This window comes from Tardiphaga sp. vice154, assembly GCF_007018645.1.
In the GTDB taxonomy this organism is placed as follows: domain Bacteria; phylum Pseudomonadota; class Alphaproteobacteria; order Rhizobiales; family Xanthobacteraceae; genus Tardiphaga.
Map to the genome: position 1 here is coordinate 4757877 of NZ_CP041399.1, position 25960 is coordinate 4783836.

General features: G+C 64.0%; 22 protein-coding genes and 1 tRNA gene. 7 read left to right on the plus strand and 16 right to left on the minus strand.

What is annotated here, in order from left to right:
* Positions 1-146: 146 nt before the first annotated feature.
* From FIU28_RS22365 to FIU28_RS22385, 5 genes are all read right to left on the minus strand, one after another.
* Positions 147-506, minus strand: coding sequence for a hypothetical protein (locus FIU28_RS22365; protein ID WP_246660772.1), 360 nt, complete (start codon positions 504-506; stop codon positions 147-149).
* Positions 507-557: 51 nt separating this feature from the next.
* Complete coding sequence (locus FIU28_RS22370; protein WP_143575307.1) at positions 558-788, minus strand: hypothetical protein; 231 nt, start codon at positions 786-788, stop codon at positions 558-560.
* A gap of 196 nt (positions 789-984) precedes the next feature.
* A tRNA-His gene (locus tag FIU28_RS22375) sits at positions 985-1061 on the minus strand.
* A 195-nt stretch (positions 1062-1256) separates the two neighbouring features.
* Complete coding sequence (locus FIU28_RS22380) at positions 1257-1691, minus strand: phasin (protein WP_143575308.1); 435 nt, start codon at positions 1689-1691, stop codon at positions 1257-1259.
* A 295-nt stretch (positions 1692-1986) separates the two neighbouring features.
* Positions 1987-2361, minus strand: coding sequence for a phasin (locus tag FIU28_RS22385; protein WP_143575309.1), 375 nt, complete (start codon positions 2359-2361; stop codon positions 1987-1989).
* 340 nt (positions 2362-2701) lie between these two features.
* Between FIU28_RS22385 and FIU28_RS22390 the strand changes: the two genes are divergently transcribed.
* A complete protein-coding gene (locus FIU28_RS22390; protein WP_143575310.1) occupies positions 2702-5896 on the plus strand; it encodes a PAS domain-containing sensor histidine kinase in 3195 nt (1064 codons plus the stop codon).
* 10 nt (positions 5897-5906) lie between these two features.
* On the opposite strand, the gene FIU28_RS22395 is transcribed toward FIU28_RS22390, so the two are convergent.
* Together FIU28_RS22395 and FIU28_RS22400 are read right to left on the minus strand one after the other, a co-directional pair.
* A complete protein-coding gene (locus tag FIU28_RS22395) occupies positions 5907-8270 on the minus strand; it encodes a putative bifunctional diguanylate cyclase/phosphodiesterase (RefSeq protein WP_143575311.1) in 2364 nt (787 codons plus the stop codon).
* A complete protein-coding gene (locus FIU28_RS22400) occupies positions 8263-9120 on the minus strand; it encodes a substrate-binding domain-containing protein (RefSeq protein ID WP_143575312.1) in 858 nt (285 codons plus the stop codon). The genes FIU28_RS22395 and FIU28_RS22400 overlap by 8 nt, the downstream gene beginning before the upstream one ends.
* Before the next feature lie 360 nt (positions 9121-9480).
* On the opposite strand from FIU28_RS22400, the gene FIU28_RS22405 reads away from it, so the two are divergent.
* On the plus strand, positions 9481-10497 hold the full coding sequence (locus FIU28_RS22405) for a Fe(3+) ABC transporter substrate-binding protein (protein WP_143575313.1): 1017 nt from the start codon (positions 9481-9483) through the stop codon (positions 10495-10497).
* Positions 10498-10665: 168 nt separating this feature from the next.
* Positions 10666-12306 (plus strand): ABC transporter permease, encoded by a 1641-nt coding sequence (locus FIU28_RS22410; protein WP_143575314.1) that lies wholly within the window; start codon positions 10666-10668, stop codon positions 12304-12306.
* A gap of 3 nt (positions 12307-12309) precedes the next feature.
* Here the strand turns inward: FIU28_RS22410 and FIU28_RS22415 are convergent, their stop codons facing one another.
* The 3 genes from FIU28_RS22415 to FIU28_RS22425 form a co-directional block, all read right to left on the minus strand.
* Positions 12310-13371 (minus strand): AI-2E family transporter, encoded by a 1062-nt coding sequence (locus tag FIU28_RS22415; RefSeq protein WP_143575315.1) that lies wholly within the window; start codon positions 13369-13371, stop codon positions 12310-12312.
* A gap of 178 nt (positions 13372-13549) precedes the next feature.
* Positions 13550-14200: a 3-oxoacid CoA-transferase subunit B gene (locus FIU28_RS22420; RefSeq protein ID WP_143575316.1), complete on the minus strand. Its 651-nt coding sequence runs from the start codon at positions 14198-14200 to the stop codon at positions 13550-13552.
* The gene (locus tag FIU28_RS22425; RefSeq protein ID WP_143575317.1) at positions 14200-14940 is read right to left on the minus strand and encodes a CoA transferase subunit A; all 741 of its coding nucleotides are present in this window, start codon (positions 14938-14940) and stop codon (positions 14200-14202) included. Before FIU28_RS22425 ends, FIU28_RS22420 begins: the two co-directional genes overlap by 1 nt.
* Before the next feature lie 273 nt (positions 14941-15213).
* Here FIU28_RS22425 and FIU28_RS22430 point away from each other — a divergent pair, with 273 nt between their 5' ends.
* Entirely contained in the window at positions 15214-17121 is a 1908-nt protein-coding gene (locus FIU28_RS22430; protein WP_143576345.1) for an AsmA family protein, read from the plus strand.
* Positions 17122-17239: 118 nt separating this feature from the next.
* Here FIU28_RS22430 and FIU28_RS22435 read toward each other — a convergent pair whose 3' ends face one another.
* From FIU28_RS22435 to FIU28_RS22455, 4 genes are all read right to left on the minus strand, one after another.
* Entirely contained in the window at positions 17240-18040 is an 801-nt protein-coding gene (locus FIU28_RS22435) for an ABC transporter permease (RefSeq protein ID WP_143575318.1), read from the minus strand.
* Positions 18041-18188: 148 nt separating this feature from the next.
* Positions 18189-19100 (minus strand): ABC transporter permease, encoded by a 912-nt coding sequence (locus tag FIU28_RS22445; protein ID WP_143575319.1) that lies wholly within the window; start codon positions 19098-19100, stop codon positions 18189-18191.
* A complete protein-coding gene (locus FIU28_RS22450; protein WP_143575320.1) occupies positions 19097-20263 on the minus strand; it encodes an ABC transporter ATP-binding protein in 1167 nt (388 codons plus the stop codon). Before FIU28_RS22450 ends, FIU28_RS22445 begins: the two co-directional genes overlap by 4 nt.
* A 51-nt stretch (positions 20264-20314) precedes the next feature.
* Positions 20315-22606: a sensor domain-containing protein gene (locus FIU28_RS22455; RefSeq protein WP_143575321.1), complete on the minus strand. Its 2292-nt coding sequence runs from the start codon at positions 22604-22606 to the stop codon at positions 20315-20317.
* A 191-nt stretch (positions 22607-22797) separates the two neighbouring features.
* Here FIU28_RS22455 and FIU28_RS22460 point away from each other — a divergent pair, with 191 nt between their 5' ends.
* Complete coding sequence (locus FIU28_RS22460) at positions 22798-23910, plus strand: NAD(P)/FAD-dependent oxidoreductase (RefSeq protein WP_143575322.1); 1113 nt, start codon at positions 22798-22800, stop codon at positions 23908-23910.
* Positions 23911-24052: 142 nt separating this feature from the next.
* Here the strand turns inward: FIU28_RS22460 and FIU28_RS22465 are convergent, their stop codons facing one another.
* Positions 24053-24235 (minus strand): YdcH family protein, encoded by a 183-nt coding sequence (locus FIU28_RS22465; RefSeq protein ID WP_143575323.1) that lies wholly within the window; start codon positions 24233-24235, stop codon positions 24053-24055.
* A 242-nt stretch (positions 24236-24477) separates the two neighbouring features.
* Here FIU28_RS22465 and FIU28_RS22470 point away from each other — a divergent pair, with 242 nt between their 5' ends.
* Positions 24478-24684, plus strand: coding sequence for a YdcH family protein (locus FIU28_RS22470; RefSeq protein ID WP_143575324.1), 207 nt, complete (start codon positions 24478-24480; stop codon positions 24682-24684).
* A 217-nt stretch (positions 24685-24901) separates the two neighbouring features.
* Positions 24902-25153, plus strand: a complete 252-nt coding sequence (locus tag FIU28_RS22475; RefSeq protein WP_143575325.1) for a hypothetical protein — start codon at positions 24902-24904, stop codon at positions 25151-25153.
* A gap of 235 nt (positions 25154-25388) precedes the next feature.
* On the opposite strand, the gene FIU28_RS22480 is transcribed toward FIU28_RS22475, so the two are convergent.
* Entirely contained in the window at positions 25389-25952 is a 564-nt protein-coding gene (locus FIU28_RS22480) for a GGDEF domain-containing protein (RefSeq protein WP_441351251.1), read from the minus strand.
* Between the last annotated feature and the right edge of the window lie 8 nt (positions 25953-25960).

Sequence of the window (25960 nt, forward strand, 5' to 3'; positions counted from 1 at the left end):
CCACTGATTCGTGAAAGCAGAATTTGCAAGCCGTTCAAGGGTATGAGAGCGATTTATGAGTAAGCGGGTTTTTGAGTCACAAGCTGCACCGCAGCACTGTCCAAACAGCGGATCGTGGTACGCGTTGCGACATATTCAGCGCATTGTTATTTCGTCACGCGGTCGATGTTCCTGACGCGTTCTTTTTCGAGCTGCTTCTTGCGCTGACGTTCCGTCCATTTGCGCTCAGCCCATCCCAACGATCGTGCGACGGGTTTTTCCAGAACGGGCACGTCTTGCGCGATCAGGAGCATGCCCAGCGGAAGCATCCACAGGCCGAGTACCGGCAAAATGCTGAAGACACCACCGACCATGAGCAGCAGCGAAAGCGGAATCCGTACCAGTTTCGACGACGGCCGCCGTAGCCAATTGACATATCTTGCAGGTCCGGCCGGCAACCGCTGCTCAAGCCACGTAAAATGCCGATCGATCTCGGCCTTATGATCGGCGTTGACTTCGATGCTCACGAACTCTCCTTGCCGCCAACGAGGTGCGGGTCCAACTCAACAATTCGCGTTTCAGGACTCGTTGACGCCGACACCGCGTTCGTCGAGTAGCTGCTGGCCTTTCGGCGTCACGGCAAATTTGGTGGCTTCGGTCGTTTTCGCAGCGCTCGACTGTTCGACCAGTCCATCGGCAATCAGTTGATCAAGCACCTGTTGCTTGTCATCATTAAGATCAAGGCCTGACGCCCGCGCGATATCGCACATCACTGCAATGCCACTGTCGCTGATGGTCACGTTGTTCATGCTGGCCTCCTGCCGATTTAAAAAGGCAACGAAGCTTTGACATGCTGGTTCCCACGTGACGGAGGCAGCATCAGTGGACAACTGACCTGACGGCAGCACATGCTTGCCCGGGGCGGACATGCGTGGGGGCAACCATGCGTGGGGAGATTGTGAGCGTTTATCAAGGCAGCCTCGGCCACGCGTGCGGGCGAGCGCATGGTACAGTTGGCTGGTCTCGAACCAGCGACCTCCTGCTCCACAAACAGGCGCTCTAACCAACTGAGCTACAACTGCATCCTGACGGCCCCGAAACAGGGGTCGCGAACAGGCGGGAAACTAGGTGCAACGCAGCGCTTTGGCAAGGCCGCCAAGCGGCTGAAATCGATGAATCTTGCCTCGAATCCGGCGGAGCGTCGGCGGATCGGGTCGATGCCAGCAAAAAGCCCGGGCTGACGCCCGGGCTTTCCGCATTCGGTGCGTTCAAACCGATCAGGCTGCGGGCTGGAACAGCTTGGAGGCGCCGGTTTTGATCGGCTCGGCAGTTTCCGAGACAATCTTCTGGGTCAGTTCGGCGAGTTCCCTGGTCTGGCCAGTAAAGGCTTCGACCTGCTTGCGGTTAAACGACATCCAGAGTTCCAGCGCCGCCGACGGCGACTTCACGCCGATCAGATCCTGCGCGAAATCCAACCCCGAATTGGTGTTGGTCTTGACGATTTCAAGCATTTTCGCCGACAAATCGGTCACGCCGCGGGCGGCCGTGGTCACCACAGCCTGGACGGTACCATTATGGGTTTCAGCGGCGTCCTTGAACTTGGCGTAACCTTCGCGGACCTGCGAAACGCCCTTCTCGGCCAATTCGCGAACCTGCTCGGGCACTTGAAACGGAATGACGGAAGATGAGAACGGATCGATGGAGTCGGCCATGACGTGCATCCTTCGCTGCAATAAATGAAAACGAGACCGGTCAACTGCCGCTAAAGACGCCAATGTCCCCAGGACAGCCGGAACGAAACGCCGTCAAAACCGGCGTTAAGCATCGTAAACAGAATATCATATCGGATTTGTGCATTGCAACGAAATATTGCATGGCAATATAGCATAACTGGTCGGCCAAGATTCACGTCTCGGCCGACCATCTGAGAATTCACAACTCTTGATAGGTTCTTGATAGGTTTTCTGCCGAAAGATCGAGCAGTTTGGTCACCGTTGCCAAATTTGGTCAGGTCTTCGGCTTGGCGGCATCCATCGCGGCCCGGCTGACGATCTGGCCCATCTCACTGGCCTGCTCGGCGAGAGATTTCATCTGCCCCTGCACATATTCGCTGTGCAATCGCATCACCTCGCCGAGGTCCTTGGCGTGCAGCAATTGCTGGGCGTAGTCCAGCGACGCGGCGACGTTCTTCTCGGCGAAGGTAATGGCCTTGCTGCTGATGTCCTTGGCGCCTTCACGTACGGTGGCGCCGCGGTCCTCGATGGTGGCGGCCGTATCGTGTGCTCCGGCCATGAACTTCTCGAATGATGCACGCGCCTGGTTGAAACTGGCCTCGGCCATGGTCCGCATTTCCTTGGGAATTTCGAACTTGTCGCCGCTCATGTCCCACTCCTCTGTACGTTGACGGAGCCATCCGCTGCTCCGTTTGGGCTGTTTCCCGTGATCTCTGCCTTCTTGCGAGCCAGACGTCGATGTTGAGGCGGCGTGCTGTCCCGCGCTCCATCGTGAACCATTGCATTGGTTTTGCAACTCCCCACACAATGGCCGGCCAGCCGTTCGGCAGCTCTTGCAAATTAACGTTGTTCCACATTCGACGATGCAAAAACGGCGCTGCCGTGGACCTGCGCGTCACCGCGCGCGATACTGAATTAAGTGTTAATGCTGAAACGATGAAGCCGCCGACTCGCCCCGCGGGTCTCCATTCGTAAGCCATGAAGTGCCGATGAACAGCGCGGAAATCCAGTTGCGAGGCGTCAGCGATGCCAGGCTGGCCTTGCACGCGACAAGCAACCAGCCGGCCTGGCTGTGGTCGCTCGACGGCACGCGAATCCTGTGGGCCAATCCGGTCGGCGCAAGGCTGTTCGATGCCGAACACGCCGCAGCCCTGTTCACCAGAAGCTTCGGCCCCGCCGATCCGCATCGCCGCCAGATCGCGCAACTCGGCGAGCGGCTGCCGGAAAACGGCGCGGTACGGCTGGAGCGGCTGCGCGGATTTGGCGCAGCGCTCGGCAGCCTGATGACCTGCGCCTGCGCACGGCTGGACTTCACCGATGGCGGCGCCGGCCTGCTGGTGGTGGCGGTGGAGCCGACGGGCCGCTTCATGCCGCTCCTGCAGCGGTTGCAAAATCTGGTCGAGGGCATCGACGCGCCGATTGCCGCGTTTGCGCGCGACGGGCAATTCATCGGCGCCTCCCCGGCAGCGCAGGCTTTGCTCGGTTTCCACGACCTCAATGGGGCTGACCTCGACAGCGCGCGCAACGATGCACTGCAGGTGGGACGCCACGAGACCCCGATCGGCTTCGGCCATATGGTGCTGCAACGCGTCGGCAGCGGCGCCGATGTCGGGCTGGTCGCGCTGATCGTGCCTCGCGTGGCGCAGGCTACGCCGATCGAACCGCCGGCCGAGATGCTGCAATCCACGCGCGTCGAAAGCCAAGCCCCGCCAACCGAACCGGCGGATGCCGAGGATGCGGTCGAGGCCGACGCCAGGCGGGCACCGCCCGAACTGACCGCGCACGAGACCGAAGTCGATCACGCCATCGAACGGGAAGCCGTCCTCGAAGATCGCGAAGTGGCACCCGAGCCCGAGCCGACGTCCGAACTGGAAGCCGCGATTGCCGAGACCGTCGCGCGGACCGGAGCGCCCTCGCAGGCCGCGGTATCGCCGCGGGCCGATTCCGAACCATCGCCCTTTGTCGAAGCCGTGGCCGACGAACCCGCGGCCGGGCCGGAGCTTGCAGCGTTGGCGCCGCGCAGCACGCCGCTGCGCTTCACCTGGCAGATCGATGCCGACGGCCGCTTTGCGCTGAATTCGGACGAATTCCTGCGTCTGATCGGCGCGCCGAGTGCGGCCGCTTCCGGTCCCTGGACCGAGATTGCCGCCGATCGCGGCCTCGATCCCGACGGGCGCATGGCCGCTGCGCTCACGACACGCGCGCCGTGGAGCGGCATCACGCTGCTGTGGCCGGTCGATGGCGGCGGCCGGTTGCCGGTCGAAATGGCCGGGTTGCCGTTGTTCGACCGCGATCACCATGTATACGGTTGGCGCGGCTTCGGCATCTGCCGCAATTTCGAAGCGATCGCTCAGCTGATCGCCCCGCCCCGCCCCGTCCCGCCGGACGATCCACTGCCGCCATCGCTGTCTGCGGACATCGCCCAGGCCGGACCGGTTGGCGACAGCCTCGAAGACGAACCGAACGCGCTTACCCCCGAGACCGAATCCGACATGACAACGACCATCGAACCGGACCTTCACGCGGACCCTTTGCAGAACGTCGTGCTGTTCCAGCCGGGCGATCTCAAATCGCCGACACTGACGCCGGTCGAAAACAACGCCTTCCACGAATTGGCGCGGCAGTTGTCGGCGAGGCTTGAGGCCGAGGTGGGCATCGAAGGCGTACAGTCTTCCGATTCCTCGTTCGAAGCTGCGTCGACCGACGAAGGTGCAAGCCCTGACGTGGCGCCAGGCTCTGGCGTGGCGCGCGAACAGGCTCTGCTCGACCTGTTGCCGGTGCCGGTGCTGGTCACCCGGGAGGATCGGCTGATACACGCCAATCCGGCTTTCCTGTCCATGATGGGCTATCCCAGCCTGGACGCCCTCGAACAGGCCGGCGGGCTAGACGCGCATTATGCAGAGCCCGGCCTTGGCGGCTCTGCGGTGCCGACCGATGTCCGCATGTTCGCGGTCGAGTGGGACGGCGAACCCGCCGAAGGACTGATTTTTGGCACGGCGCCAGTCGTTGCTGCCGGGCAGCCGGCCGAGGTTGCAGCACCCGCGATAGCCGCCGAAGCGCCGGTCGCCGGCCAGGCCAATGCGGAAGAACTCGCCGCGATCCTCGACACCATGGCGGAAGGCGTCGTGATGTTCGACGCCGAAGGCAATATCCACGCCTGCAACCGCAGCGCCGAGGCGCTGTTCGGCTATGACGGCGCGCTGCTGACACAGCGCAATTTGATCGACCTGTTCGCCCAGGAGAGCCAGCGCGTGCTGCGCGAATATATCGAGGCCATCAAGCAGGACAATGTCGCCAGCCTGTTCGAGCAGGGCCGCGAGGCGCTTGGCCAGGTTCGCGCCGGGGGCCTGGTGCCGATGTCGGTGATGATCGGCCGCACCCGCTCGGACGCCGGCAACTTCTTCGCCGTGCTGCGCGATCTGACGCAGGCCAAGAAGACCGAAAGCGAACTGCTCGCCGCACGGCGCCAGGCGGACCACGCAGCGACCGCCAAGGCCGACGTGCTGGCGCGGATCAGCCACGAGGTCCGCACGCCGCTCAACGCCATCATCGGCTTCGCCGAAGTGATGATCGACGAGCGTTTCGGCGCGCTCGGCAACGAGCGATATCTGGATTACATGAAAGACGTGCGCGCCTCTGGCGAGCGTGTGCTGACGATCGTCAACGACCTGCTCGACCTGTCACGGATCGAGACCGGCAAGCTGGATCTGTCTTTCGCCGCGCAAAACCTCAACGAGATGGTGGAGCAATGCGTCTCGGTGATGCAGCCGCAAGCCAATCGCGGTCGCATCATCATCCGTACCTCGCTGTCGCATCTCGCGCCGGTGGTCACCGCCGATGCCCGCGCGCTGCGCCAGATAACGCTGAACCTGATCGGCAACTCGATCCATCTCGCCAATGCCGGTGGGCAGGTGATCGTCTCCACCGCGCTGTCGGACGAGGGCGACGTGGTGCTGCGCGTCCGCGACACCGGCCACGGCCTCAATGACAGCGAGCTCGCCGCGGCCATGGAGCCGTTCAGCCACCAAGCCCCGAACGACCAGGCGCCGGACAGCGCGGCCGTCAGTCTGTCGCTGACCAAGGCGCTGGTCGAAGCCAACCGCGCCCGCTTCCAGATCAAGACCGCGCCAAGCTCCGGCACGCTGATCGAAGTGGTATTCGCCGACGCCAGGGTGAAGGCATAGCACGCGCGGTTCAGGCCACCGCTGCCTGAACTGTCATCAGGCCCGCGTCCGCGTCGTGATCCTTGCTCCGCGCGAAGGCGATCGCCTCGCTCCCGATCATTGGCCGGGCATAGACGTAGCCCTGGACCATGTCGCAGCGGAAGCTGCGAAGGATCTCCACTTCGGCGACTTTCTCCGCGCCTTCGGCCACGATGGTCATGCCCAGACCGCGCCCGAGCGCAACGATGCCTTCGAGCAGTTTGCGGGCCCTGGCGGATTCAGCGATGCCGTCGATGAAGATGCGGTCGATCTTCAGCTTGTCGAACGGCAACTGGGTCAGATAGCCGAGCGACGAATAGTCGGTCCCGAAATCATCGAGCGCCAGCGTGACGCCCAGTTTCTTGAGCTCGGTGAGCACCTTGCGGACCCGTCCCACGGCATGGTCGGCCATCAGGCTTTCCGTCAGTTCGAGGCACAGCAGATGCGGCGGCAGCCTGGTCTCGTTAAGCACGCGTACGACATCGCCGATGAAGTCCGAATGCCATATCTGGGCGGCGGACACGTTAACCGCGACCTCTCGCGGCGGCTCACCGGCATCGATCCAGCGCTTGGCCTGGTTGGTGGCCGCGCGTAACACCCACAGACCGAGATCGCAGATCAGCTGCGAACTCTCAGCGATCGGGATGAACTCCGCCGGAGGGACGTTGCCGCGCACCGGATGGTTCCAGCGCAGCAGCGCCTCAAAGCCAACCACCCGGCCAGACGAAAGATCCGCCTGCGGTTGGTAGTGCACCGCAAGTCCGCAGTTCTGCTGAACGGCGCCGCGCAGGTCGCGCGCGAGCGCAATCTTGTGCTGGACGATTTCGCTCATGTCGGGATTGAAGAACTTGGCGCGTCCGCGACCTTCCTCTTTCGCCTGGTAAAGCGCGAGATCGGCATGGCGCAACAGATCGCCGACATTGTTGCCGTCATGCGGGAACAGCGCGATCCCGATGCTGGCGCCAACCAGCACTTCACCGGAGCTCAGCGAGATCGGGTCGGCGATCGCCGAGATTACCTGTGCAGCCAGCGTCTCGACCTCTGCGAGGGCAGTATAGCTTCGCACGATGATCGCGAACTCGTCTCCGCCGAGACGACTGAGAACGTGACGGCTACCGAGCTGGCGCGAGAGCAGATGCGCGACGCGAACCAGCAGTTCGTCTCCTGCCGCGTGCCCCAGCGAGTCGTTGACCTCCTTGAAACGGTCGAGGTCCAGCAATAGCAGCGCACCGCTTTTACCAACCAGCTGCCGCACCAGCAGACTATTGAGTTCGCGGTGGAACAGCGCGCGGTTGGCCAGCGCCGTCAGCGGATCATGATAGGCCAACTGTTCGAGCTGCTCCTCGGCGCGCTTTCGTTCCGAGATGTCCTGAATGGTGCCGTGAAAGCCGATGATATGCCCGTCGGCATCGCTCGTCGCCTTGTTGGTTACGACCAGATCGCCGATCGAATTATCGCCCCGCCGATACTTGATATCGACGCTCTTGATCGCTCCGGTGCGCGCCACCTCGGCCTGGGCTTCGAGCACGCGCTGCGCGCCGTCGTCGATGTAGCCGCCCACGACCGCAGCGTGGCTGGTACGGAAGCTCACCGGATCATATTCCAGAAGCGAATACAGCTCCGGCGACCACCAGATGTCGTCGTCGCCCAGTCGATAGCTCCAGTCGCCGATTTTCCCCATCCGCTGGGCCTCGACGAGCTGGCCGGAACGTTGCGTGAGGGTGGCTTCCGCCCGCCGCAGTTCAACTTCGCGCGCCTCGAGCGATTGGTTCTGGTCGAGCAGATCGGCATTCTTTCGCGATATGACCGCATTGGCCGCACTGAGCTCCCGCAGGGCCCGGTCGAGCGCGCGCAGCGGCAGCACCCGAACTGCGAAGTAGCTGCCAAGGCTGAGCAGAATCGACAGCAGCGAGACAATACCCAGGCGACGCAGCAGCGGATCGAGCGGGACGGAGAACTGAAACGATCCAACCGTTGCCCCAGCGACGACCACCGGCGCGACGCGGCTCAGTTCGAAGCGAGACGCCTGCGTGCCGCCGGAAAATATCTGATTGCCGTCCTGGTCGAAGATCCACTCGCGTGCGCCCTCCATCGACGCCTCCGGCAACTCGACGACTTCGGCAAGGCGCACCGTCTGGTACTGCCACATCACCGCGTTTTCGTAGATGAACCTCGACAGGCGATGGGCACCGAGCTGGACGCGGAACGCAGCGCGCGAGCTTTCGAAACCGTAGCCGACCACGGCATAGCCTGCAGGCACGCCCACGCCGATCAGACAGGCAATCGAGAGCGCCACCGCGTTCACGGTGCGGCGTAACGAGCGCCCTTGGCGCTCGATATGGTCATGATCACTCATGCGCAACCGTCAGATTTCCGGTCTGCCACAGCAGCCGTTCACCGGCGGGCGAGCGAAGGAATTCGACAAAGCGATCGACGGTCGGGTTTTGTCGCGCCGATCGTATCAGATAGAATTTCTTGCCGTAGGGATAGCTGCCCCGCGCCAGATCTTCCAGCGATGGCGCCACCCCGTCGATGGCGACAAATCGCAGGCGCGGCTTTTCCATCAGAACCTGCGTCAGGCTGGCGGCGACCAGTGAACCATCGATCCGTTCAGCCATCCGGAAGTTGTCCTGATCGGTCGCCGCGACGGGGATGTCACGATGTTCCCGCATGGTGGCGATCGCCGCAACCATGCCCGGGAATGTCGCACCAAGTAGCGTGGAATCGCTTTCGCTGCGCGGACGCAGAATAACGCGCACCGGCGATTCATCCGGCCAGGTCGAAGCTGCGCTGGCGTAGAACCCCGCTATATCAGCGCTCTTGATATCTCCCGGAGCGGAATTCGAACTGACCAGACCGAATGGAGACGTCGCAAAATGCATGGCCCGCAGCGACGCCGCAGCTTCCTCGGGCTTCAGTTCGCGCGACGAGGCGGCAAGATCGAGCGCCCCATCCCGGACGGCGGCGATCCCCCCTGAACTTCCGAGACTCGGCACGATGTCCAGCCGAACGCCCGGGGTCGCCGCAGAGAACGCCTCGCCAAGGGTCTTCATCATTCCTGCCGCTGCGCCGGTACCACCGACGCGCAGCGTCTGAGCATTGGCCCCGCCCGGCAGCACAAGACCGAGGACAACGCCGAGTATCACAAGCGCGGATCGGCGAAGGCCTGTTCGCGGATGCAATTGTAGCTTCACCATGGACATCATCTGAGCTGCCGTTCCGTGCCAGAATTGCAGCTAAGGCTAGCGTCTTACCCTTAACTTAATACGAACCGCAACCGGTGAAGCGGTCCACCCTCCATTTACCCTGCTACCTAATTGCACAGGATCGCATATCCAGACACCGAAGTTGCGATGTGTGCCCGCCCAGGGCCCGTTCTGTCATCCGGGAATCTACAACGTTGCGTGTGACCACGCGCAACGGAATGCCGTGGCGCACGACCGCACAGCTCGCAGCAGCGGAAATCTGGAATCTCTCTAGAACGGTAGAATCGCGACATTGCGTCGCGCGTCTGTGGCCACCTACTGCGCTACTCCATCCACATTGCCCGCTGTCCGGAGTTGTTCATGATCGCGCGTCCCGTTGTTACCGCCGTTTTTGCCCTCGCCTGTTTCGGCGCCTCCACCGCGCACGCCGCCGAGGGGGTCAACGTCTACACCTACCGCGAAACCAAACTGGTGCAGCCGCTGTTCGAGGCGTTCAGCAAGGACACCGGCATCAAGGTCAACGTGATCTCCGCCTCGTCCGGCCTCGAGCAACGCATGAAGGCCGAGGGCGCCAACAGCCCGGCCGACGTGTTGCTGACCGTCGATATCGGCCGCATCGACGAGGCCGTGCAGGCCGGCGTGACGCAGCCTATCAAGTCGGACGTGATCGACAAGAACGTGCCTGCGCAATATCGCGATCCCGACGGCCACTGGGCCGGCATCTCGATGCGCGCCCGCGTGATCTATGCCGCGAGGGACCGCGTCAAGCAGGACACCATTACTTACGAAGAACTGGCGGACCCGAAGTGGAAGGGCCGGATCTGCATCCGCTCCGGCCAGCATATCTACAACAACGGGCTGTTTGCCGCCTATGTCGCTCACCACGGCGAGGCGAAGGCCGAAGCGTGGCTGCACGGCGTCAAGGCCAACCTCGCCCAAAAACCGTCGGGCGGCGACCGCGAGACGGCGCGCGACGTCGCGGCCGGCAAGTGCGACCTCGGCATCGGCAATACCTATTACTGGGCGCTGATGATGAACGCCGATCCTGACAAGAAGCCGTGGGCGGAAGCCACCCGCGTGATCCTGCCGACCTTCGAAGGCGGCGGCACCCATGTAAACCTGTCCGGCGTGCTGCTGGCCAAGCACGCGCCGAACAAGGCCAATGCGCTGAAGCTGATCGAGTGGCTGGCCGGCGAGCAGGCCCAGCAGATCTATGCCGACGCCAATTACGAATATCCGGTGCGCGCGGGCGTCGCGATCAACCCGACCATTGCCGGCTACGGCAAGCTCGATCCGGATCCGATGCCGATGGCGAAGATCGCCGCCAACCGCAAGGCCGCTGCGACGCTGGTCGACAAGGTCGGGTTCGATAATTGAGGATGGCGCACAGCTCGGCACTTCTTCTTCCTTCTCCCCTTGTGGGAGAAGGTGGCGCGGACGAAGTCCGCGTCGGATGAGGGGGTGCCGCAGAACACAACCCCTCACCCGTCCGTGCTACGCGCGGCCACCCTCTCCCACAAGGGGAGAGGGTAAGAAAGCGCGAGCGTGAAATCACGTCACATCCAGTTCACAGCCACCACCATCGCCGCGCTGACCGCGCTGGCCGTGGCGGCGCCGGTGGTCAGCATCCTGCTGCTGGCGCTGCAGCCCGTGCCGGAGCTGTGGCCGCATCTGGTCGCCTATGTGCTGCCGCAGGCGTTGGGCGATACGGCGTTGCTGCTGCTCGGTGTCGGCATCGTGACGCTTGGCATCGGCGCCGGCTCGGCCTGGCTGATCTCGACGCATAACTTCGCCGGACGCCGCCTGCTGATCTGGCTGATGCCGATGCCGCTGGCGATCCCGACCTATCTGGCGGCTTATGTCTATGTCGACCTGTTCGAGCCGCTCGGCCTCGTGCATCAGGCGCTCGCCACCGCCATGCCGACAGCCGACGCCATCCGCTGGCTGCCGAACCTGCGCTCGTTGCCGGGCGCGATCTTCGTCATCGGCCTCGTGCTGTATCCCTATGTCTACCTCTCCGCGCGCGCCATGTTTCAGCATCGCAGCGCCGACTTCGCCGAAGCGGCCAAAGTACTGGGCGCCGGCCGCTGGACCACCTTCCGCCGGGTGTCGCTGCCGATGGCGCGACCGGCGCTGGCGGTGGGCGTGGCCCTGGTGTCGCTGGAAACGCTGAACGATATCGGCGCCAGCGAATATCTCGGCGTACGCACGCTGACGGTGTCGGTTTTTACCACCTGGCTGAACCGCGGCAGCCTGCCCGGTGCGGCGCAGCTTTCGCTGTTGATGCTGGCGATCGTCGCGTTGCTGATCGCGGTCGAGCGCATCGGCCGCAACCAAGTCAGCGTCGAGTTTTCAGCGGAAAATCCGCGGCTGGCGCCCCGCAAGCCGCTTCATGGCATCAGGGCCGCGCTGGCGTTCGCGGCCTGTATGACACCGGCACTGCTCGGCTTTGCGGTGCCTCTGCTGTATTTGTTGCGCGAGACCCTTCGCCGCGAATTGTGGTCGGGCGCGGGCTCCGTGTGGCGCGACGCCGGCCACAGCATCGTGCTCGCCGGCACCGCCACGGCCATCGCGCTGCTGCTCGGCCTGACCGTGATCGTCGCCCGGCGCTGGCGGGCCTCCGGACTGGCCGATCTGTCGCTGGCGGTGGCGCAGGCCGGCTATGCGGTGCCCGGTCTGGTGCTCGCGCTCGGCCTGCTGACGCCGCTGCTCGCGATCGATGGCGCGTTCAACGCGGTGGCCGCGTGGCTCGGCATGGTGCCCCCCGGATTGATCATGATCGGCTCCGGCGCGGCGGTGGTGACCGCCTATGTGATCCGCTTTCTGGCGGTGCCGACCGGTTTCATCAAGGCCGGGTTTGAACGGATTCCCGTCGACTACGACGACAGCGCACGATCGGCCGGCGCGCCTGATCTCACCACGTTGCGCCGGATTCATCTGCCGCTGCTGCGACCGGCGCTGCTCGGCGCCGTGATCGTAGTGTTTGTCGATGGGCTGAAGGAGTTGCCGGCGACGCTGCTGTTGCGCCCGCTCAATGTCGAGACGCTGGCGACCTCGATCTATCAATACGCCAGCCGCGGCAGTTTCGAGGAAGGCGCGCTGGCGGCACTCTTGATCGTAGCGGCCAGCATTCCGCCGGTGATGTGGCTGACGCGCTTTGCCGACGTCCCGCAGGGGCCGGCGTAGCGTTTACGGACCCATGTTTTCCTGCTTGCGCTGATGCGAGAAAATCTGCCACGCCGCAATGAACATCGCCGCGATCACCGGGCCGACGACGAAGCCGTTCAGCCCGAAGGCCTCGATGCCGCCAAGCGTCGAGATCAGCACGATATAATCCGGCAGTTTAGTATCCTTGCCGACCAGTATCGGGCGCATGATGTTGTCGACCAGGCCGATCACCAGGACACCATAGGCAATCAGGATCGCGCCCTGCCAGAACGAGCCGGTAGCCAGCAAATAGACGGCGACCGGTATCCAGACCAGACCGGCACCGACCGCGGGCAGCAGCGACAGGAACGCCATCAGCACCGCCCACAGCAGCGCCGCGTTGATGCCGAGAATCCAGAAGATGAGGCCGCCCAGCGCGCCCTGCGCCAGGGCCACCAGCAGGTTGCCCTTCACCGTGGCGCGGATCACGATCGTGAACTTTTCCAGCAACTCGTCACGAAGCCCGGGCTGCAGCGGGATCGCCTCCTTGACGCCGCGTGCCAGCCTGTCGCCGTCCCGGAACAGGAAGAACAGCAGATACAGCATGATCGCCAGGCTGACCATGAAGGAGAAGGTGCTCTGGCCGATGTCGAGCGCCTGCGAGGCGATGGTCTGCCCGCCCTTGATCAGGCCGGACGTCACCTTCTCCTGCATTTCGCCGAGGCTTGCCACGCCGAACCGGTCGAGCAGGCCGGTGGCCCAGCCCGGCAATGCATCGAGAACCTGCTGCAACAGCTTGCCGAAATTCAGCTCCCCGGATTGCATCCGGCCGACCACGGCCGCGCCCTGCTGGGTCAACGCCGCTGCGATCAAGGTCAGCGGCAGGATCACGATCAGGACGATTCCCAGCAACATGATCACCGACGCTGCCGTGGGTCGTTCGGGCATCATGCGCAACAGCCGCCGGTATAAAGGCGCGAACATGATCGCGATCACGACGCCCCACAGGATGGCGCCGTAGAACGACGTCAGTATCCAGGCGAACGCCAGCGAAACCGCGACGATCAGGATCAGGAAGGCCTTGTCTTCAAGACGGTCGCGCATGGGAAGGCGTTCTTTCCTCCTTCCCTCTCCCCTTGTGGGAGAGGGTGGATCGAACCGCGTAGCGGTTCGAGACGGGTGAGGGGTACCACAAGCTCCGAGCCAAACATTCCCCCTCATCCGGCCGCGCTTCGCGCGGCCACCTTCTCCCACAAGGGGAGAAGGAAGAAGAAGGACGCCCTTACGTATTTGTCAGCGCGACGCGATACTCGGCTTCGGTGTTGGCCTTGACCTGATCCAGCGTCACGCCATCGGCGAGCTCGATCAGCGCCATCCCTTCATTACCGTGCTTGTCGATGGTGAACACCGCGAGATCCGTGACCACCATGTCGACGACATGGGTGCCGGTCAGCGGCAGGTTGCAGCTCTTCAGCAGTTTCGGGCCGTCCTTGGCGGAATGCTCCATCACCACCACGACGCGCTTGACGCCGGCGACGAGGTCCATCGCGCCGCCCATGCCCTTGACCATCTTGCCGGGGATCATCCAGTTGGCGAGATCGCCGTTCTGCGCCACCTGCATCGCGCCGAGGATGGACAGATCGATGTGACCGCCGCGCACCATGCCGAACGAATCGGCGGACGAGAAATAGCTGGTGCTCGGCAGTTCGGTCACGGTCTGCTTGCCGGCGTTGATCAGGTCGGGGTCTTCTTCGCCCTCATAGGGGAACGGGCCCATGCCGAGCATGCCGTTCTCGCTTTGCAGCTGCACATCGACGCCCTCGGGAATGTAGTTCGACACCAGGGTCGGGATGCCGATGCCGAGGTTGACGTAGAATCCGTCCTTCAATTCCTTGGCTGCGCGGGCAGCCATTTGATCGCGGGTCCAGGCCATCAGATTTCAACTCCGGTTGCTGCTTCGGGGGTCGCTTCGCCCGGGCGCTTGCGCGAGGTCACTTTCTCGATCCGCTTGTTGGCGGTGCCGACCTCGATGATGCGCTTGACGAAAATGCCGGGGGTGTGGATGTGGTCGGGATCGATCTCGCCGGCCGGGACGAGGTGCTCGACCTCGGCAATGGTGAATTTGGCGGCGGTCGCCATCATCGGGTTAAAATTGCGCGCGGTCTTGCGGTAGACGAGGTTGCCGGCGGTGTCGCCCTTCCAGGCATGGACGATCGCGAGGTCGGCGAACAGGCCCTTTTCCAGCATGTAGGTCTCGCCGTCGAAATCCATCGTCGGCTTGCCCTCCGAGATCAGCGTGCCGACGCCGGTCTTGGTGTAGAATCCGGGAATGCCGGCGCCGCCGGCGCGGATGCGCTCAGCCAGCGTGCCCTGCGGGGAGAATTCGAGTTCCAGTTCACCGGCGAGGTACTGCTGGGCGAACAGCTTGTTCTCGCCGACATAGGACGAGATCATCTTCTTGATCTGGCGGGTTTCCAAAAGCCGCGACAGGCCGATGCCGTCAACGCCGGCATTGTTGGAGACCACGGTGAGATCCTTGACGCCGGATTCGCGCAGCGCGTCGGAAAGCGCCTCGGCGATGCCGCACAGGCCGAAGCCGCCCGACATGACCATCATGCCGTCCTTGAGTATTCCTTCGAGAGCCGACTTGGCGTCGGGATAGACCTTGTTCATGGGGGATTCGACCTGATGGAGGAAAGCGCTGAATGGCGTGAGCCGATCCTATTGTGCGGATTATTTGGCGGAATTGTCGCGGCAGGTCAATCTGACCCCGATTCCGGCACAAGCTGCGACCCCATCCCCCCACCTCCGGCCTTGAAAGCGTCAAGAAAACCGAGCAAATTGCGCGCCTTGGCGGAGCTGGGCATCGGACGCGCCCGTGCCTGCGATGGTCCAACCAACCCGGATAGTTCATTGACGATTGCCCAAGGAATACGACGCTTGGGGATGCCGGTTGTGGCGCTCCTCGGCATTGCGCTGGTCGGGCTGTTCGCGATGTCCTGGCTGCTCAACCGCGACGCCCTGCGCAGCGCGGTGGAAACGCAGATCCGCGCCGTCACCGGGCTCGACCTCGTCGTCCACGGCCCCGTCGATGTCTCGGTATTCCCCGGCAGCTATGTCTCGTTCCACGATGTCGGCCTGAAGGGCGGCGGCTCGATCGACCCCGCTTTGTCGGTTGACGTACTGACGGCCAATCTGCGCCTGCTGCCGCTGTTGACGCAGCGCTTCGAGATTTCCGACCTGATGATGCTGCGGCCGCGCATCAACGTGGTCCGCGACGCCGCCGGCAACAGCAACTGGACGCCGTTCATCGAAACCATCGCGCGCACCATGAAGCCCGGTGCCGACCATCCGCTGTCGTTCTCGGAAATCCGCATTCAGGACGGCGAGCTGAGCTATCAGGACCCCGTCAATAACGAGCGGATCGGCGACATCGACCTGTCGCTGGCCTGGCCCTCGATCTCGCGCTCGTTCGCCGCCACCGGCCAGTTCGACTGGCGGGGCGAGCGGATCGACGGCAGCATCAGCGTCAGCGATTTCATCGCCGCTTTGTCCGGCGACCGCTCCGGGCTGAAGGCGAGGATGGTCAGCGCCCCGATCAAGCTGGCCTTCGACGGATCGGTGGCCAACCGCGCCAGCCTGATCATGGAAGGCACCGTCACGGCCGACAGCCCGTCACTGCGCAACGCGCTGCGCTGGGTCGGCCAGGCGCCGCCCGGCGCCGGCGGTTTCGGCCGCTTCGCGCTGAAGGCCCGCGCCAGCCTGGTGGGACCGGCGATCGCGCTGACCAACGTCAATGTCGAACTCGACGGCAATGTCGCCGAAGGCGTCATGACCTATAGCAACAATGGCCGCCAGACCCTGCAGGCGACGCTCGCCGCCGGCGCGCTCGACTTCACGCCCTACATCTCGACGGTGCGGTTGCTGGCCTCCGGTGCCCGCGACTGGAACCGGCAATTGTTCGATCTGAATGCACTATCGACAACCGATCTCGACATGCGGCTGTCGGCCGCCAAGGTCACGGTCGGCTCCTCGGTACTCGGACGCACTGCGCTCGGCGCCAATCTGCGCGGCGGCACCCTGGCGCTGTCGGTCGGCGAGGCGCAGATCTATGGCGGCATCGTCCGCGGCTCGTTCGGCATCGCGCATTCCGATGCGGTGGCCGACGTGAAGGCCCAGTTCCAGTTCAGCGACGTCGACCTGCAGGCCACGGCCTCCGATCTGTTCGGCACCAACAAGCTGTCCGGCCGCGGCAACCTGTCGATGGCGCTGGAAGCCTCCGGCTCGTCGCCGTTCGGCCTGGCGCAATCGCTCGACGGCACCGCGACGCTGACCGGCCATGACGGCGCCATCAGCGGCTTCAATGTCGAGCAATTGTTGAAGCGGCTGGAGCGCCGGCCGCTGTCCGGCGCCGGCAATTTCCGCTCCGGCTCGACGCCGTTCACGACGCTCAACATGAGCGTCAGGTTCAACGACGGCACGGCCACCGCGCAGGACATCCGCATCGAGGGGCCGGCGGCACGGCTGAGCCTGACCGGCACGGCGTCGGTGCCCTCCAGAGAATACGACCTGAAAGGCGTCGCCAGCCTGGTCTCGGTCGCCAACGCCCCCGGCGGCTTTGACCTGCCCTTCGTGATCCAGGGCCCGTGGGACGACCCATTGATCTTCCCCGACCCGGAAAGCCTGATCCGCCGCTCGCCGGGTGCCGCGCCTTTGCTCGACGCCGTGAAGGACCGCAAGACCCGCGACGCCGTGCGCTCGGTGCTGGAACGGTTTACCGGCGGCGCGAAGAAAGAGCCGGAAGCGGCTGTTGAAAAGCCGGCGGAGGCACCGGCGGCAGCGAAAGCGGAATAACATCAGCCGTCATTGCGAGGAGCCCTTGCGACGAAGCAATCCAGTCTTCGCTTGCGGCTTCCTGGATTGCCGCGTCGCTGCGCTCCTCGCAACGACGTGGAGGGTTTCCTCGATCAGCCTATAGCGGCGCGGCGCTCTCGCCGCGGGCGCCGGACAGCTTCGACAGCAACGAGGCGCTCACAATAATCAACGCGATGAAGCCGATGATCAGCGTGCATATCGCATTGATCTCCGGTTTCACGCCGAGACGTACTTCCGAATAGATCCGGATCGGTAACGTCGCGGAGCCCGGCCCGGTGGTGAAGCTGGCGATGACGAGATCGTCGAGCGACAGCGTGAAAGCCAGCATCCAGCCCGCCGCCATCGCCGGCCAGATCAGCGGCAGCGTCACGGCGACAAAGGCGCGCGCGGGATCACGGCCGAGGTCCATCGCGGCCTCTTCCAGGCTGCGGTCGAGACCGGCAAGACGCGATTGCACGACCACGGCGACGAAGCACATCGTCAGCGTGGTGTGGGCGATCGTCACCGTCCAGAAGCCGCGCTCGGCACCCAGCGCCACGAACAGCAGCAGCAGCGACAGGCCGGTGATGACTTCCGGCATCACCAGCGGGGCGTACAGCATACCGGACATCAGCGTGCGGCCGCGAAAGCGCTCGCCGCGGGTCAGCGCAATTGCAGCCAGCGTGCCGAGCAGCGTCGCCAGCGTCGCCGAGGCGACGGCGACACGCGCGCTCATCCAGGCGGCTTCGAGCATCGCACGGTCATTGAAGAGTTCGCTGTACCAGCGCGTCGACCAGCCGCCCCACACCGTCACCAGCCGCGAGGCGTTGAAGGAATAGATCACCAGAATGACGATCGGTAGATAGAGAAACGCGGCGCCGAGCGCGAGAGCGGTGATATTGAAGCGAGAGAGCTTCATGGACTCCCCTCCCCGTTGCGGGGAGGGGCCGGGGGTGGGGGTGCCACAAACTCCGAGCTCGCGGCTACCCCCCTCCCCGACCCTCCCCCGCAAGGGGGGAGGGAGCCTCCAGCGCTCGTGGCAAACTCAAACATCACCACTGGCAACATCATTTCGCCCCCAACTGCCGGCGCTGCAGCTGATCGTAAATTCCAAGCGGAACCAGCAGCAGCGCCAGCAGCACGATGGCAATCGCCGAGGCCGCCGGCCAGTCCTTGTTGGTGAAGAACTCCAGCCACAGCGTCTGCCCGATCATCAGCGAATCCGAGCCGGCCAGCAGATCCGGGATCACGAACTCGCCTGTAATCGGGATGAAACACAGCAGCACGCCGGCGCCGATGCCGGGCATCGACAGCGGAAACGTCACGCGCCAGAAGGCGTCGATGCGCGACGCGCCGAGGTCGGCGGCGGCTTCCAGCAACGCGCCGTCCTGTTTGGCCAAGGTGGCATACAGCGGCAGGATCATGAACGGCAGATAGGAATAGACGATGCCGAGCATCATCGCGCTGTCGGTCGACAGCCAGACCACCGGCGCGGAGACGATGTGCAGCGCCAGCAGGGCCTGGTTGAGCAGGCCGTCGTGCTGCAGGATATTGATCCAGGCATAGATGCGGATCAGGAACGAGGTCCAGAACGGCACGATCACCAGCATCATCGCGACGCCCTGCCAGCGCGACGGCAGCCGCGCCATCGCATAGGCCATGGGATAGCCGATCAGCAGCAGCAACGTCGTTGCGCACAGCGCCACGCCGAGGCTGCGCAGGTAAGAATTGATATAGAGCGTGTCGGAGAGCAACAGCCGGAAATTATCCAGCGACAGCGCGGCAAATGACGCCCTCCACCCTTTGATGCCGTCGATCACACCGAACACCGGCAGATAGGGCGGCTGTGCGATCGCCGTCTGCGACAGGCTGATCTTGAGCACGAAGCCGAACGGCACGAGGAACAACAGCACCATCCAGAGATAGGGCGCGATCGCCGCGCGGCGCGCGGGCGCGGTGAAGATGCGGCGCGCGTTCATCGTTGCAGGACCACGCAATCGTCCGGCGCGAACCACGCCACGACGCGCTGGCCGATGCTGTAGGCATCGACATCGAGCCGCGCGGTGTTGGCCAGCGCCGCGCGCAATGTCGCGCCATGGTCGAGCCTGAGTTTGTAAACAGAGAGGCCGCCGAGATAGCCGACCTCGCTGACCACGCCTTCGACACTGTTCATGGCGCCGGACATGCCGCGTTCGCCGGCCGGGCCCTTGCGCGACAGCCGGATTTTTTCCGGCCGGATCGCGAGGCAGACGGACGGGCCGTCCAGCTTCTGTCGCGGCTCGGTGGCGAGCAGCGTCCCGGCCTGCGCCGTGGCCACCGTCAGGCGATGGCCGTCGTGCAGCGTCACATCGCCCTCGATCAAGTTGATATCGCCGACGAAGCCCGCGACCCAGCGCGATTCCGGCGCCTCGTAGAGCTGCCGCGGCGTGGCCACCTGCTCGAGCCGGCCGTCGTTCATCACGCCGATCCGGTCGGCCATCGTCATCGCCTCGTTCTGGTCGTGGGTGACGATGACGAAGGTGGTGCCGAGCCTGCGCTGCAGCGCGATCAGTTCGGACTGGGTTTCCTCGCGCAGCTTCTTATCGAGCGCGGCGAGTGGCTCGTCGAGCAGCAGGAGCTGCGGTCGCCGCGCCAGCGCGCGCGCCAATGCCACGCGCTGCTTCTGCCCGCCCGACAATTGATGCGGCTTTCGCGATTCCAGCCCTTTCAGCTTTACCAGATCGAGCATCTCGCCGACGCGGCCATCGATGCCCGCTCGCGTCAGACCGGCGTTCTTGAGGCCGAAGCTGATATTGTCGCGCACGTTGAGATGCGGAAACAGCGCATAGCTCTGAAACATCATGTTGACAGGCCGCTGGTGCGGCAGCACGGCGGCAATGTCTGCGCCGTCCAGCAGGATGCGGCCGGCATCCGGCGTCTCGAACCCCGCCAGCATCCGCAACAGCGTGGTCTTGCCGCATCCCGAAGGACCCAGCAGCGCAAAGAATTCCCCGGCATGAATATCGAGCGAGAGGCCATCCACCGCGGTCGAGCGACCGAAGGTCTTTCGCACGGCCTCGATCCGCAGCAACGGCGTGGGATAGGCGACGACCGGCGCCGGGGCGGCGGCCGTTTCGTCAAAGGTGATGTCAGATGTCGTCATCGCCGCAAGCTAGCGGCGGATCGCCGCGGGCTCAACCGTTGGCTCTGAACATTACCCCGTCCTCAACGCCGTCGCGGTGCGTCCTACCAATCCCGCATACTGCGCGATCGGAGCCGGACGGCCGATGAAATAGCCCTGCACGCCGTCGCAGCCTTCATTGGCCAGGAAGCAGAGCTGCTCATGGGTCTCGACGCCTTCGGCAACGATCGACACGTCGAGGCCATGGCCGAGCCCGATCACGGCACGGACGATGGCGGCGGATTGCGGGTTGCTGCCGAGGTTGATGACGAAGGCGCGGTCGATCTTGAGCTTGTCGAAGGGGAAGGCCTGCAGATAGGTCAGCGATGAGTAGCCGGAACCGAAATCGTCCATCGAAATCCGGACGCCGAGCGCCTTCAGCCGCGTCAGCAGCGCGACGCCGCGCTCGAAATCCTCGATCAGCACGCCCTCGGTGATTTCCAGTTCGAGCCGGCCGGGCTCCAGGCCGGTTTCCAGCAGGATCGAATCGACCAGACCGACGAGATCGCCGTGCATGAACTGTGCGGGCGACAGGTTGACGGCAATGCGCAGCGGCACCGGCCATGATGCCGCCTCCAGACAGGCTTGCCGCAGGATCCATTCGCCCATTTCGACGATCAGCCCGCTTTCCTCGGCGAGCGGAATGAAGTCGCCGGGCGGCACGAAACCGCGGGTCGGGTGGATCCAGCGCGCCAGCGCCTCGAATCCGGTGATGTCGGCATCGACGATCGATTGCCCGGCGCGGGCTTGCGGCTGGTAGTGCAGCGACAATTCGCCGTTGCGGATCGCCACCGAAAGATCCTGATGCAGCACGCGGCGATCGCGCAGCAGCTTGTCCATCTGCGGTTCGAACACGCTGATCGAACCGCGCGAATGCGCCTTGGCGCGGAACAAGGCCGCGCCGGAATTGGCCAGCAATGCTGCGGCATCGGCGCCGTCGCGCGGAAACAGGGCGATGCCGGTGGTGACGCCGGTGCGCACCGACTTGCCGTCGATCGGAATACCCTGCGCCAGCGCCTCGGAAATCCGCTCGGCAATCGCCTGCCCGACCTGCGGCTGCTTGCCGTCGATGATCACGCCGAATTCGTCGCCGCCCAGGCGCGCCACCATGCCGCCGCCGGCGGCGACTTCGATCCGGCGAGATACCTCGACCAGCAGCCGGTCGCCCATCGCGTAGCCGAAGACGTCGTTGATTTCCTTCAAGCCGTCGAGGTCGATCGATAGCACCGCGAACTCTTCTTCTTCCTCGCCGCAGGCGTCGATCATCTGCGCCAGCCCTTGCAGGAAGGCGGCGCGGTTCGGCAAATCGGTAAGGCCGTCATGATAGGCCATATGCGCCATCCGCGCCTCGGTCTGGCGGCGGTCGGTGACGTCCTCATAGGTCTTGATGAGATATTGCGGCTCGCCGGCCTCGTCGCGCACCGTCACCCGCCGCGTCAGGAACAGCCGCAACCCGTCGCGGGTGCTGATCGGGTGTTCCTCCGCCATGATGTTGCCGCTCTTCATCGCCGCTTCATCGCGGCTGACGATCAGCTTCGCCTCCTCCGGCCGCAGCATGTCGGCGACCGTCAGTCCGATGGCATCTTCGCGGCGGCGGTTCAGAATGATCTCGGAGTTGCGATTGGCGAACAGATAGCGGCCGTCGCTGGCGCGCTGCACCATCAGCGACACCGGGATGTTGTCGACCACGGTTTCAAGGAATGTCCGGGTGCTCTCCAGTTCGTCTGCAAGTTGGTGCTGCTCGGTGCAATCCTCGTGAATTCCGATCACGCCGCCATTCGGCAACGGATTCAGCCTGACCCGGACGTAGCGCCCGCCGGGAAGCTCTGCGACGTAGCTGCCTTGCACCGGAGATGTCTCGTAGAACTTCTCGGAATTCGCATCGAGCTGGCCACGCGCGCGCCGCAAGTGCCGCAGCCCGTCGGCGGTGATATCCCGGGTCAGGTCGGAGCGATCCAGTCCGTAAATTTCGAGGTAGCGATCGTTGCAGAACACCACGCGCTTCTGCGCGTCCACCATCACGATGCCCTGGCCCAGATGGTTGAGGGCCGAGCCGATGAAGGCATTGCGCCGCCGCTCCTGGCTCCGGACATCACGCAGCGCCGCGATGCCCCACAGCACCAGCGCGGCCATGAAAGCCAGCGTCACAATGCCGCCGATGAGGACTTCCCAGACCATCTGCGGTTCGCCCCCTCCGGCGTTCGCTGCCGGCACCGCGGCCAACTGCGCGCGGGCGGTTCCGCCGGCAGCGGCTGCGAGCAGACACGCCGGTGCGAGGGCGAAAAACAACGCCTTGCCGCCCGTCCATTCCATCTTGCCAGCCATTCCGCACCCGCGTATTCGGAAGATTAGTGTTTAATGGAAGGTATTTGGATCAGGTAAACGAGCCTCGGCTACAACACGAGATGGTGCAAGATCGAACTGCAATCCAATGCGATGCTTAATTCATTGCTAAGTTCCGCTTGAATTGGCCCGCCGCACCCTGGCGATTTCTGCGATGAATGACCGGATGGTACATGGACAGAGTTGAATGCGTCGTGATCGGCGCCGGCGTGGTCGGGCTCGCCATTGCCCGGCAACTGGCGCAGGCTGGCCGCGAAGTGATCGTGCTGGAGGCGCTGGATGCGATCGGCACCGTGACGTCATCGCGCAACAGCGAGGTGATCCATGCGGGTATCTATTACCCCGCCGGCAGCCTGATGGCGCGGCTCTGCGTGCAGGGCAGGCAGGCGATGTATGCCTATTGCCGCGAACGCGGCATCGCGCACCGCAATTCCGGCAAGCTCATTGTCGCCACCCGCCCCGAAGAGATCGCCCGGCTGCAGTCGATCAAGGCGCATGCCGAAGCCAATGGCGTCGATGACCTCGAAATATTATCGCGCGCAGAGGCCAACGCACTGGAGGCCGAACTGGCGTGCGAAGCCGCGCTGCTATCGCCCTCGACGGGAATCATCGACAGCCACGGCTACATGCTGTCGCTGCGCGGCGAGGCGGAGGCGGCCGGGGCGGCGTTTGCGCTGCTGGCGCCACTGCGCCACGGCCGGGTCACGGCGGATGGTTTCGAACTCGATGTCGGCGGTGAAGCGCCGATGCGACTGGCCTGCGCGACGCTGATCAATGCAGCGGGCCTGTCGGCAACCACGATCGCGCGCAGCCTTGAAGGCATGCCGCTCGACCTCATTCCGCCGGCCTATCTCGCGAAGGGCTGCTATTTCAGTTGCAGCACCCGCGCGCCATTCTCGCATCTGATCTATCCGGTCCCGGAACCCGGTGGCCTCGGTGTGCATCTGACGCTCGATCTTGCCGGCCAGGCGCGGTTCGGCCCCGATGTGGAATGGGTCGACCGGATCGACTACACGGTGGATCCCGCGCGCGGCGACAAATTCTATCCCGCAATCCGGCGCTATTGGCCAGCACTGCCCGACGGCGCGCTGCTTCCAAGCTATTCCGGCATGCGCCCGAAGATCGTGCCGCCGGCGGTCGCCGTGCAGGACTTCATGATCCAGGGGCCGTCGGCGCATGGCGTACGCGGCCTGGTCAACCTGTTCGGTATCGAATCGCCGGGTCTGACGTCATCGCTGGCGATTGCAAACCATGTCGAAGAGATCGTAAAGGCGGACGCGGCCTAGTCGCGCCGAGCGTGGTACCGAACAGTCGATGATCGATACCCGCGCTGGTGCATCATCGTTGCAGCCCGTTCACCCGGCGCGCACGCCGAACGAACGGGAGCTCAGTGATTAAACGTGGTGAAGAGTCAGTCGGGGGAGTGCGCTAATGCAGCGTGTCGGTCTCGCTCTTGAGACGCGCGATCTGGTCGCGAAGGATCAACTTGCGGCGCTTGAGTTCGACGATCCGCAGATCGTCCGTCGATAGATGCACGAGGGCTTCGTGCAGTTCGGATTCCAGTACCTTGTGTTTGCGTTCGAGTTCGACGAGATGCGCCTGAAGTGCCATTCGAAATCTCCTGGGTAAGGTTGAACCTCGGATTCGGTGGACGATGAAGTCTACATGACAGTGGACATCTGTCGATGGGTCTTGAAAATTGCATTTTCAGATTATCGATCCATATGAAACGAATCGTGACCGGATTACCTCGGATGATCGAGGAACCTGACGCTTGCGCGGTGCGCGTGCACCGGCGATAGTCCGCAGATCGATTTGCACGATCCTGCTCACCAAGCCAGTCAGCCGCCCCCATGAACGACGACGAAGATCGCGCCCTCCCCGCCGAACTGTCCAGACTGCAACAGGAACACCGCGATCTCGACGCGGCCATCGATGCCCTGCATCACTCACCTGCACCGGACCTGCTGCGGCTGCAGCGGTTAAAAAAGCGCAAGCTGCAATTGCGCGATCGCATCTCGTTCATCGAAGACCAGATCACGCCGGACATCATCGCCTGACCAGGCGTCGGGATACCGGAACCCGCGTGAAGCGGAGAGACCGCGGCGTGCATGTCTTGCGCCTGAACATCTAGCGATAGAATTCGCAAGGCGAAGTCCGCAACGTCTGTGCAGGCCGGCACGCACGAATTCGACCATCGGCCATCGCGGCAACCTGATTGACTTCGGAACAAATTGGGAACAAACCTCGGCGTCGCCTGCTGCAGGGAGCCCGCCGATGCCTGATGTTACCTATTATGTCGCGCTGCCGTTCTTGCAGGACGATTCCGGCACTCCCGCCGCGGGCGCTGCGGAAGAATGCCAGAGCGCCTCCGGTGCGATTCGCCGCGCCGAAGTGCTTTCGCGTGCGCCGGGCAGCATCGGCGCGGTTGCCTTCAGCCGCACGGGCGATCCGATGGTGGGCGAGTTCAGCGATGCCCAGGTAATCCGCAAATTTGGCGACGTTCCCGACGACTTCAGCGGACTTTGATCAGGATTTGTGAGCCAGATCGTTCGTTGGCGTCGCTTGGTTTTCCAATACGGACCTGCGGGCTGGTCCATGAGGTGCCGGGATAACGTGCGTCATGAGGGCGCAGTCGAACGCCCAGATGATGGCGTAGCCAACTACACTTCGCAGTCGCCGATACGCCGGACGCCTGATCCGGTTTCAATCCGACCAACCCGCCGCGACGATGGCTTCGCGATAACAAATGCAGCGCGCCACGTCATCCTGCCGCCAGGCTCGCGCGACGTTCATTCTTCCGCGCATACATCGCGCTATCCGCGAGCGCCAAAGCCTCGATGCCTGGCACGTCCGGACCGAGCACGGCTATGCCGGCCGAAGCGCCGGCCGAGACGTGGCTGCCGCCGAACGAAAAGCTGAGCGCGTCGATCGCGGCTTCGAGTTGCAGCGCCTTGGCGAGCGCGTCGGCTTCGCTGAGGTTCCACAGCAGCAACACGAACTCGTCGCCGCCCAGCCGGGCGATCACGTCAGAGGCCCGGACATGGCGGCGCAGCTGGCCTACCACCGCCTTCAGGACTTCGTCGCCGGCGGCGTGGCCAAAGGCGTCGTTGATCGGCTTCAGCCGGTCGACGTCGAGCACGACCAGCGCGCCGTTGGCCCGGTAGCGCGCGATGTAGGCCATCGCGCGGGTCAGTTCGCGGGCGAAGCCGCGGCGGTTGAGGATATCGAGCAGGAAGTCCGTTTCGGCCGAGGCCTGCAGCTCGGCGATCCTGGCCTGCGCCTTTGCCAGTTCCGCCCGGAGCCGGTGCAGCACCAGCGCGGTCACGGGAACCG